The organism is Arthrobacter sp. Y3225116 (assembly GCF_059091245.1).
On sequence record NZ_JBNHGL010000117.1, the window covers coordinates 1 to 9,122 of the forward strand.

The following is a 9,122-nucleotide window of genomic DNA, read 5'->3' on the forward strand; positions in this document are numbered from 1 at the left end:
CGCTCGCCGAGCCCGGTTCCGGAGTCGACGTGTTGCGTGACTCCCTGCGCTTCGGTGCCGCAACGGGGGCGCCCTCGGCGGCGGTGCTCTTTGCCCAGCTGATCCCGGTCGGCGGCGAGGTCACGCAGGAAGTTGACCTTTTGGAAGGCGGAGCCCAGCCGGCGGGCGGCGGCGGTGAGCTCGTCGTCCCGGCCGGGCATCGCGCCGGGCATGGTTTGGAACACCCGCAGGCACATCAGACCCACCACCTCGGCGGAGCCGTAGATGTAGTCCGCCAATGAATCTGCGGTGTGTTCGGCCACTGTAATGTCCGCGCGCATGGAGCCGAAAAACGGCCGGGTCAGGTCGACGCCGATCCCGCACGCGCGGGCGGTTCCGGCGAACGCGTGCACCACCATGTTGGTGCTGTAACCGGTCAGCAGGGCGGTTTCGGTCTCGTGTTCCAGCCGGTTCAGCTGGTCGCGCACGGCCACGGCGTCGAGCCCCGCCGCGGCAGCCGCACCGTCCACCGCTTCGTCGGCCACCCGGACCAGCGCATAGATGTTGGCGATGTGCCGGCGCTCCTCCGGCCCGAGCAGCCGGCACGCCAAGCCGAAGGAGGTGGAATAGCGGGCAATCACGACGCCGGCGCTGCGGCCGGCGGCGTCGGTGTAGCGGAGCAGTGGGTTCGGTTCCATGGCCGCTAGTTCCCCCTCGTCAGCACGTGGTTGCAGACCCGTGCCAGTTCGCTCCACGCACCGGCGTCCAGGGGCAGGAGGCGGGACTCCTCGAGCGCTTCGTCCACCAGGATGCGGGCCAGCCGCATCGCCCGCGCGTCGGCCCCGCAAACCCTGAGCGCCGCGCGGACCTCGCCGACCCCCGCCTCGCCGCGGCGAAACGCGGCCAGCAGGTCATCGAACCCTTCCGCCTCCGCCGCATACGCGGTCAGCACGGTGCGTTTGCCTTCGCGCAGGTCCGATTCGGCAGACTTGCCGGTGGTGCCGGGCTCCCCGAAAGTCCCGAGAACGTCGTCCACAATCTGGTAGGCCAGCCCGATGCGGCGACCGACCGCGGCGAGCGCCTCGGCCGGGTGTTGGCCGGCGCCGGCCAACAGCGCCCCGGCTTTCAGCGGCGCCTCGAAGGAGTAGGCCGCAGTCTTCAAACGTTCCATGCCGAGGACGTCGCCCAGACGGGGGCTTTCCGTCGCCGCCGACAGCAGGACATCATCCAGTTCGCCCGCGGCCGAGGCGAAGACGGCGTCGTGGACCGTTTCCATCAGAACGTCGGCGCACGTCAGCCCGGCGCCGGAGCTGCCGGCCATCCGCAGGGCACCGGTCAGCAGGAGGTCGCCGGCAATGATCGACGCCGCGTGGCCCAGGTGCTCGGCCTCGGGCCCGGGCAGCCCCCGGCCCATGGCGTCGTCCCGGTACCGGGCCCCGATGGTCGGCAGGCCGCGGCGGACGAAGTCCCTGTCGATGACGTCGTCGTGCACCACCAGCGCAGTGTGCAGCAGCTCGAACGCCACGCCCAGCCGGGCGCAGCGGCGCGGATCCTCGCCGCCGACAGACCGGTAGGCGAGCTGCACCATCCTGGGCCGCATCCGCTTGCCGCCGCCCAGCGCAGCCTCAATGCGGTCCCACAGCACGGGGAAAGTACGCGAGAGCGTGCCGGCCCGGCTGCGGTTCCCCGCTGTGAAACGCTGAAGCTCCGCTTCGACGAGGGGGCCCACGCGTCGCCAGTCGCAGGAGTCCGAGGCTGCCTCGGCGGCCGCGCGGCTTTCGGCGTTCAGAGTCATGACTGACCTTCTCCCCAAGGTTGGGAGCACCCTGGCTGCCCCCGTCACTTCTGCACTTCGTTGTTCCATAGTGTGCGTCACCGGGCCCCGGTGCGCGACCATTGCCTGCAATTGGCGGGGTCAGGATCCCCAAGTACCCGGCCTGTTTGGCGGGCCCGGCGGCAATATCCGGCAAAGGCTTGCCAGCGGCGGCCCCATCATGGAAAGTGGTAAGCACACTTAGCATCGTTGGGGTATATCGTCCGGACCCCGGCGTCACGCGAGGCCGGTCAAGGCTTCCTCGGGAATAGGAAAAAACCATGACACCTACACCGGAACAACCCGTCACCGACGACAGCATCAAGGTCCGCCAACTCAGCCACTACCAGTTCACCTGGGTGGCCGGCGAGCCGGGCGCCCCGGGCACCTGGACCCTGCAACTGGTCCTCGACCAGGGCGCATGGGAAGAGGTGCTGACCTTGGACGCCGACGACGCCGACAACCTCCAGGACCTCCTCTCCACCGCGGAGACCGTGTACTACGACATAAAACGCCGCACGCTGATGTTCGGCACCACCAGGGCCGGCCACCACTAGCCAGCGCTGGAGTGGAACCAACCGGGCGCTAAGCCGTCAACGGTTTCCGCGCAGGCTGCTGTGCTGCCATGCTGGTTGCGTGACAACAATCTCGACCGAACCACCCCGGACCGCGCTGAGCTGGAAACTGGTGCCGGCGGTGTTCCTTTCGGCGTCCGGCGTGCTGCTTTTTGCCGTCGAGAATGGCCCCCTTGGCTACAGCCTGCTCGCGCTGAGCGTGGCCACGGCGGCGTTGGTCGACCTGGAGTTTGTGCGGCACCTCGCGCTGATCGCGGCGGGAATGCTGATCATCAGCCTGGTTCCCCTGAACGCCGACCTGAGCCTCGGGCACATGGCCCTGATGGGCGGCGCCCTCGCGTTGGCCGTCCTGGTGCCGTGGCTCGTGTCGAGGTTCGTCTACCGCGAGAAGATCATCAGGTTCCCGATCAACACCGGCCGCAAATGGCCGTTGTCGGCCAAGCTGTACCTCATCGGCGTGGTAGCCCTCGGCTATTGCATCCTGCCGGTGTACCTGGTCAGCACGGGCGTCTACCAAAACTGGCCGGACGCCTCCGACCCCACGATCTTCTGGCGGCTCTTCCTCGGCGTGAACGCCGTTGGCATCTGGGACGAACTGTTCTTCATCTGCACCACCTTCACGCTGCTGCGCCGGCACTTTCCCGACTGGCTGGCCAACATCCTGCAGGCCGTCGTGTTCTCGTCCTTCCTGTGGGAAATCGGCTACCAGGCGTGGGGTCCGCTGCTGACCTTCCCGTTCGCACTGCTGCAGGGCTACACCTTCAAGCTGACGAAGTCGTTCACCTACGTGGTATCCGTGCACCTGATCTTCGACTTCGTGCTGTTCCTGGCGCTGGTCCACGCGCACAACCGCGACTGGCTGCCGATCTTCCTGTACTGACCCTGTTGCTCCCGCGCGCACCAGGACGCAAAGGGGCCGGGGGCACGGGACGCAAAGGGGCCCGGCGGCACTCCCTGTGTGGGGTGCCGCCGGGCCCTGGATGCGGCGAGGCGCGCCGGAGGGCGCCGCCTGCCTACTTGGTCTTCTTGGCCGCACCCTTTTCGGTCTTGGCGCCTTCGGTAGCCAGTTCACCGGCGCTGTTTTCCAGGTGTGCGCGCATGAACCACTGGAAAAGCTCCAGCTCGGCGGTCTGGCCGATCAGCATATCCTCCGTGACCGGATCGATCTCGCCGACGGTTTCGATGGTCTCGCGGTGGTCGGAAATGACGCCGTTGTACACGAGGTCCAGGGCGGCCAGATGCTCGGCGGTCCCGGCACGGTGGATGTCGTAGTCATCCCAGCTGCGCTCCTTGACGAGGGCGCCCGGCAAACCGTTCGGCGAGACGCCCAGGGTGGCGATGCGCTCGGCTGTCTCGTCGATCATGGCACGGACCTTTTCGATCTGCGGGTCCAGCATTTCGTGGACGCCGATGAAGTCGCGGCCCACCACGTTCCAATGTGCGTGCTTGAGCGTCAGCTGCAGGTCATTGAGGGCGTGAAGCCGCATCTGCAAGAGGTCGGCAACCTTGACACCCTCTTCAAGTTCGAGCCCCGGTACGGTGTAGCTTGCCTTCGATCGGTTCGTTTCCGCCATGAGAAACCTCCTTGTGTAGGTGCTGCCGCTTGTCGGCGTGCTGCTGGTTCCAACCTAGCCATGGCCGGCGGTTTCGTCCCGTCGAAGCCGCGTCCGTCAGCCAAGGGCGAAATTCAGCACCCTTACTAATCTCCCGGGGCTCCCCTGGCAATGAACCGGATGACGACGGCGGAGAACAGCACCACCGCCGCGCAGATGCCGGCCGCAATTGCGGTGCCTTCGTCCACCAGCCCGCCGTCCAGGCGTCCGACGGCAATCCAGGCCAGGCCCCAGGTGGTCGCCAGTGCAGGCGCCAGCCGGCCGCGGCTGTAGAGGGCGGTCCCGACCCCGACCGCCGCCGCGACGGCAAGCACGATGGCGGACAGCAAGGTCACCGGCAGCCCCACGCCGTCCAGCCCGGACGCCGCGAGGACGGCGGAGGTGTTGGCGACCGTGGCCACCGTGACCCACCCCAGGTACAGCCCGAAGGTGCCGTCGGTGATCAGGCTGTCCAGCCACGCCCCGGACGTGGACCAGACCAGCAGCACGAGGATGCGCGCCAGCACGGCCAGCAGGACAACGATCACGATCAGGCTGACCACCAGCAGGCCGGCCTGCACCACCCAGATCCAGCCGGCGCCCAGGAGCATGGCCGCGACGGCCCAGGGGCGCAGGGCGGCGTGCCGTTCCGACTGCCGCTGGGCCGGCAGCAGTTGCCAGACCGCGTAAGCCAGCAGGCCCAGGTAAATGAGCGACCAGATGCGGAAGGCGGCCGAGGCCGGGGCCAGCGGCGTCGAGTCCTCGTTCAGCCAACCCCCTGCCGCCTCCTGGATCGGCGTTCCCATCAGCGCCCCGCTGCCTACAAAGGCGGCGGCGATGGCCACCAGGGAACTCGCCAACACCAGGATCGGCACGCCCGGCCGTGTCCTCGTCTCCGTTTGCTGCTGCATGGTTCCTCCGGCTGTCGACGGATGTTCGGGTGCGCTGCGGGACCTTCCTGTCGTTACCGGAGGGACGGTTAGGTGTCGAGGGTGCCGCGGACGATGCTGACGCTGGAGTGCTCGGGGTTTCCGTCCAGCGGTTCGTCCGAGACGTCGACGATGGGGAACTGCGACAGGTCCAGCCCGTCCGGGATGGCGAACCTGCCGGTGTCCGAGTCCATCACGCCGAGGCTGACCAGGGCGGACAAATCCGGCGCTATCAGCCACACCTCCTGGTATCCCTGCGCCTCGTTCTCGCTCAGCCGGATCTCAAGTTCCCTGGTGCCGTTGGCCTCCACCACTCGGGCCGTTCCGGTGGCCGCGTATTGCTCCAGCGGTTCCAACTGCGCCTGCGCCAGCGTGGCAGCGTTGCGGGTGACCCCCCAGGAGATGCCGATGGCGGCGACGATCGCCACCGCGGCCGCTGCGGCCAGCCAGGCGGGCAGGTGCCGGGAGGGCGGGCGCCGGGAGGACGGAGGCCCGGCGGGGAGGCGCCGGGAAGCCCTGGGCTTGGCAGACACCCTCCAGGATGGGGCGGTCCGGGATGGCCGGCGCCCCGTCGGGGCGTTTTCCGCACGGCCCTCTAAAGGGTTCGCCGCCAGTTCGGGGGACAGCGCCAGTTCCCGGTGAATGGTTTCCCAGACCGCCGGGCCGGGTGGCTCGAGGGTCGGTTCGGGGTCGGCCCTGGCCGCCTCCACCGCCCGGCGCAGCGCTTGGTACTCGTCCGCGCACTGGCTGCAGCGGCGCAGATGGTCCCTGTCGGACTGGTTGCCGAAGGCGTCGTCCAGCGCCAGCAAGCTGATCAGTTCCGGTTCAAGATGCTGCATGGTCGACCTCCAATCGGCTCCTCAGGTGGTGCAAACTGCGATGGATATGGCTTTTGACGGTACCAACGGGAAGGTCCAGCCGGTGGGAGATCTGCTCGTGGGTCAGATCCTCATAGAACGCCAGGCGCATGATGGAGCCCTTGGGTTCACCCAGCCGCTCCAGCTCATCGTCCAGCAGCAGGCGGTCTGCGAGGACTTCGGGCGACTGGGAGTCCCGGGCGAATTCGGGGTCGGGCATGACCGCCGAGACGGCCCGGAGTTTGTGCTGCTCGCGGGCGGCGGAGGAATAGGCATCGGCGATGGCGCGGCGGGTAATTCCCACGATCCACGCCGGCAACCGGCCGAGCGCGGGGTCGAATCCTTCCCGCGACCGCCACGCCCGGATGAATACTTCCTGGGTGATATCGTCCGCCGCGGACTTGTCTTGCAGGGCCCTGGAGGCCAGCGTGTGGACGAGCGGGGCCAGGTGCCGGTAGGCGTCGGCGATGGCAGCCTCCTCACCCGCCGCGAAGGCTGCGTCGATGTCCGTGTCCCACGCGTCGAAAGGATGAGGTACCAAGCCTGCGTCCTTCCGGTTGGTCGGAGGAAACGCCACGCGAACAGTTGTTGCGGGACCGGAAAAGTCAGTCGGGAACTGCCGTGACAACCACATTGTGGCTGTAATCCTCTCGCGCGTCCAGCCATTGGCCACCGCAGGTGACCAGCTTGAGCAGCGGTTGTCCATCGCGGCGAAAGATGCCGTTTCCGTCGAAGTCGTCCTTATCCATCAGCGCGACCTGGGAGACGCGGTAGGTCACGGGATCGGCGGCAGCCCGTTGCACCGTGATGCGTGCGCCCTGCTCGAGCTGCCTCAGTTCGGAGAAGGGAGCCAGGCCCGCCAGGGTGTCGACGTGGGCCGCTATCACCGCGGTCCCCGTCCGGTCGCCCGGCGCGGCACCGTAGCGGTACCAACCCGCCTGCTCCACCGACTCGGGGATCTCCATGGCGTTATCCGTATTGACGCCGACGTCGACGACGCTCACATCGATTGACGTGCCGGCCACGAGCAGCCGGGTGGGCGGGGCCTCCTCGCTGCCGGCGGTCAGTGGCGCGGCCAGCCGCACCGGAATGTCCGCAGGGTCCGGGATCTTGTCGACCGCCGGGACCGCGGTTGCACGGGGCCCGGCGGGGGTTTCGACTGCTGTCGGGGAAGCGGCCGGAACGAGCTGCCGGCCCGCGGCCGGCTGCATCGGCGCGGTACAGCCGGTGGCGGCGATCAAGACACCGCAGCACAGGAGCCCTGCGCGGGTGCCCATCGTCGTCGTCGGTACGGTTGCCATGATTCTTTCCTCGCGGGATGGTGGCCGGTGCCGGAGCGATGGTTGCCGGCGGCAAATGAAAGCCGCCGGAGGGATGGAAGCCGGCGGCGCCCCGGGCTGGCGCCGCCGGCTTCTTCAGGACCCGTCGCAGTTAGTCGGTGGTGCGAACCGCTTGCCTGCGACGGGCGACTACGCCGGTGCCGAGGAGCAGCAGCACTGCCCCGCCGGCCACCGCGGCGATGGTGTAGTCCGGGCCGGCCTCAGCAGCCGCGCCCGACATGCCGCCCGGCACTGCGCCCGGCGCGGAATGCAGTCCTTCGATGTTCTGCACCGCGAGAGCCAGGTTGCCGTCATCCAGGCTGCCCCAGGCGTAGACGACCGTGTGGGTGCCCTCCGCCACCGGCACGTCGGCCGGCCCGATCACCGGTTCGGTGGTGCCCGCCGCGGCTACCGCCGCGGAGATGGTGCCCGGGTCCAGGGTGAGGGTCTGTTCGTCCGGATTGGACAGGCCCTGGATCACCGGGGAGCCGCCGGCCAGCACGTCGACGGCGGGGGCGGCGGCCGTGTGGCGCACGGTCAGCTTGCCCTTGCCGGCTTCGATGGCCGAGACGTCGTTGGTGAACAGGTTGGCCGTGGGATTGCCCTCGGCGTCCAGGTTGGCCACGGCCGTGTAGTTGCCGCCGCCTTCCAGTTGGACATCCACCGGGCCGATGGCGGGGCTGTCGGCGTTCTCGGCGTCCGAGGCGGTGATGGCCAGCGAGTATGCGCCCGCAGGCAGTGCCAGCGGACCGGCCAGGTCGCCGGGAGCGAAATCATCCAGGGTCCGCTCGCCGTTCACCCAGACGTCCACGGTCAAATCCGGGACGCCGTGCAGGACCGAGAGTTGGGCTTCCTGTTCTGCTGCCTGCGCGGGACTGGCCGCGCCGAGTGCCAGAAGACCCAGGGCTGAAACCGTAACGATGCTCTTACGCATTTTGTTCTCCTTCAACGGCCCGGGTGCTCCGGGCTGATCGGTGCTTACACCCCTACTACTGGCCGGGCAGGGTGTTTGGATGCACTTTCATGGAAATTTTTTTTGGCGGGCCCTCTCCCCTCCCCCCGGGAGGCACCGCCGTCGTACTTCCCGGTTGAGTGCGGAGCCGCCGGAGACGCTAAGTTTTTCCTATGGCTACGGAAGACCGCGTTAACGAACATTCAAAGGGCCGGACCGAGACCTTCGAGGAGAAGCTGGACCGGAACTGGAACGAGCTGCTGCAGGAGCTGCGGGTGATGCAGACCGGCGCGCAGATCATCACCGCGTTCCTGATGACGCTTCCCTTCCAGAGCCGCTTCAGCGATCTGGCCCCGTACCAGGTGAGCCTGTACATCGCGCTGCTGGTGCTCGCGGCGCTCATGACCGGGGTGATCCTGACGCCGGTGGCGATCCACCGCCAGCTGTTCGGGCTGCACCTCAAGGACGCGACCGTGGCGCACGGGCACCGGATCGTGAGGCTCGCGGTGCTGGGGATCGGGCTGCTGGCCACCGGCTGCGTGGCGTTCATCGTGGACGTGATCGCCGGCGACGTCCCTGCCCTGGCGGTGGGCGGCGGCGTGCTGGCAGCGATGTTCTTCCTGCTGTGGATCCTGCCGTACCTGCTGCAGCGCGGGCTGCGCGGCGCAGAGCCGCGCTCCAGGGACTGACGTCCGGCGCAGGACCGCGCTCCCGGGACTGGCCTGCCGCGGCGCTTTCCGGCCCCTTGACCCCGTGACAGGGCCCGGCGCGGGTGGAAGCATGGCGTCATGGCTACTCCTCCGGAACCGACGCCGCAGCTGGTGCTGGTCACCGGCGCCACCGGCTACATTGGCGGGCGGCTGGTTCCGCGGCTGCTGGCCCGCGGCTATGCCGTCCGCGTCCTGGTTCGCTCGCCGGGCAAGCTCGCGGCGGTTCCGTGGCACGACGACGTGGACATTGTTGCCGGCGACCTCGCCGACGCCGACGACGCCAAGCGGGCCTGCGCCGGCGTGCAGACCGTGTTCTACCTGGTGCACTCCATGGCCTCCGGCACGGACTTCGAAGGGCGCGAACTGGCGATAGCGCGCACGGTCGCGGCCGCCGCC

General features: G+C 68.5%; 12 protein-coding genes. 4 read left to right on the forward strand and 8 right to left on the reverse strand.

Translation table 11 applies throughout. The features are described from left to right. Together AC5RV2_RS11330 and AC5RV2_RS11335 are read right to left on the reverse strand one after the other, a co-directional pair. Positions 1-677: phytoene/squalene synthase family protein (locus AC5RV2_RS11330; protein WP_494092411.1), on the reverse strand; the 677-nt coding region annotated here is incomplete at its 3' end. Between the two features lie 5 nt (positions 678-682). Continuing rightward, a complete protein-coding gene (locus AC5RV2_RS11335; protein WP_494092412.1) occupies positions 683-1,774 on the reverse strand; it encodes a polyprenyl synthetase family protein in 1,092 nt (363 codons plus the stop codon). A gap of 299 nt (positions 1,775-2,073) precedes the next feature. Here AC5RV2_RS11335 and AC5RV2_RS11340 point away from each other — a divergent pair, with 299 nt between their 5' ends. Further along, on the forward strand, positions 2,074-2,349 hold the full coding sequence (locus AC5RV2_RS11340; protein ID WP_494092413.1) for a hypothetical protein: 276 nt from the start codon (positions 2,074-2,076) through the stop codon (positions 2,347-2,349). Between the two features lie 79 nt (positions 2,350-2,428). Then, entirely contained in the window at positions 2,429-3,247 is an 819-nt protein-coding gene (locus AC5RV2_RS11345; protein ID WP_494092414.1) for a CPBP family glutamic-type intramembrane protease, read from the forward strand. 133 nt (positions 3,248-3,380) lie between these two features. On the opposite strand, the gene AC5RV2_RS11350 is transcribed toward AC5RV2_RS11345, so the two are convergent. The 6 genes from AC5RV2_RS11350 to AC5RV2_RS11375 form a co-directional block, all read right to left on the reverse strand. Then, entirely contained in the window at positions 3,381-3,941 is a 561-nt protein-coding gene (locus AC5RV2_RS11350) for a Dps family protein (RefSeq protein WP_494092415.1), read from the reverse strand. Positions 3,942-4,066: 125 nt separating this feature from the next. Continuing rightward, positions 4,067-4,870: a TspO-related membrane protein gene (locus AC5RV2_RS11355; RefSeq protein WP_494092416.1), complete on the reverse strand. Its 804-nt coding sequence runs from the start codon at positions 4,868-4,870 to the stop codon at positions 4,067-4,069. A 68-nt stretch (positions 4,871-4,938) separates the two neighbouring features. After that, positions 4,939-5,727: an anti-sigma factor gene (locus AC5RV2_RS11360; protein ID WP_494092417.1), complete on the reverse strand. Its 789-nt coding sequence runs from the start codon at positions 5,725-5,727 to the stop codon at positions 4,939-4,941. Further along, positions 5,714-6,286, reverse strand: coding sequence for an RNA polymerase sigma factor (locus AC5RV2_RS11365; protein ID WP_494092418.1), 573 nt, complete (start codon positions 6,284-6,286; stop codon positions 5,714-5,716). The genes AC5RV2_RS11360 and AC5RV2_RS11365 overlap by 14 nt, the downstream gene beginning before the upstream one ends. A gap of 64 nt (positions 6,287-6,350) precedes the next feature. Beyond that, on the reverse strand, positions 6,351-7,046 hold the full coding sequence (locus AC5RV2_RS11370; RefSeq protein ID WP_494092419.1) for a class F sortase: 696 nt from the start codon (positions 7,044-7,046) through the stop codon (positions 6,351-6,353). Positions 7,047-7,176: 130 nt separating this feature from the next. Continuing rightward, positions 7,177-7,998: a DUF4397 domain-containing protein gene (locus AC5RV2_RS11375; RefSeq protein WP_494092420.1), complete on the reverse strand. Its 822-nt coding sequence runs from the start codon at positions 7,996-7,998 to the stop codon at positions 7,177-7,179. Positions 7,999-8,189: 191 nt separating this feature from the next. Between AC5RV2_RS11375 and AC5RV2_RS11380 the strand changes: the two genes are divergently transcribed. Both AC5RV2_RS11380 and AC5RV2_RS11385 read left to right on the forward strand, forming a co-directional pair. Beyond that, positions 8,190-8,705, forward strand: coding sequence for a DUF6328 family protein (locus tag AC5RV2_RS11380; RefSeq protein WP_494092421.1), 516 nt, complete (start codon positions 8,190-8,192; stop codon positions 8,703-8,705). A 99-nt stretch (positions 8,706-8,804) separates the two neighbouring features. After that, positions 8,805-9,122, forward strand: a 318-nt coding sequence (locus AC5RV2_RS11385) for an NAD(P)H-binding protein (RefSeq protein ID WP_494092422.1), incomplete at its 3' end; no start/stop codon positions are given.

What these genes read in the sequence shown, in the direction of transcription:
- AC5RV2_RS11335 (WP_494092412.1), bottom strand. Translation starts at nt 1,774, where the DNA reads ATGACTCTGAACGCCGAAAGCCGCGCGGCCGCCGAGGCAGCCTCGGAC.
- AC5RV2_RS11340 (WP_494092413.1), top strand. Translation starts at nt 2,074, where the DNA reads ATGACACCTACACCGGAACAACCCGTCACCGACGACAGCATCAAGGTC.
- AC5RV2_RS11350 (WP_494092415.1), bottom strand. Translation starts at nt 3,941, where the DNA reads ATGGCGGAAACGAACCGATCGAAGGCAAGCTACACCGTACCGGGGCTC.
- AC5RV2_RS11355 (WP_494092416.1), bottom strand. Translation starts at nt 4,870, where the DNA reads ATGCAGCAGCAAACGGAGACGAGGACACGGCCGGGCGTGCCGATCCTG.
- AC5RV2_RS11360 (WP_494092417.1), bottom strand. Translation starts at nt 5,727, where the DNA reads ATGCAGCATCTTGAACCGGAACTGATCAGCTTGCTGGCGCTGGACGAC.
- AC5RV2_RS11370 (WP_494092419.1), bottom strand. Translation starts at nt 7,046, where the DNA reads ATGGCAACCGTACCGACGACGACGATGGGCACCCGCGCAGGGCTCCTG.
- AC5RV2_RS11375 (WP_494092420.1), bottom strand. Translation starts at nt 7,998, where the DNA reads ATGCGTAAGAGCATCGTTACGGTTTCAGCCCTGGGTCTTCTGGCACTC.
- AC5RV2_RS11380 (WP_494092421.1), top strand. Translation starts at nt 8,190, where the DNA reads ATGGCTACGGAAGACCGCGTTAACGAACATTCAAAGGGCCGGACCGAG.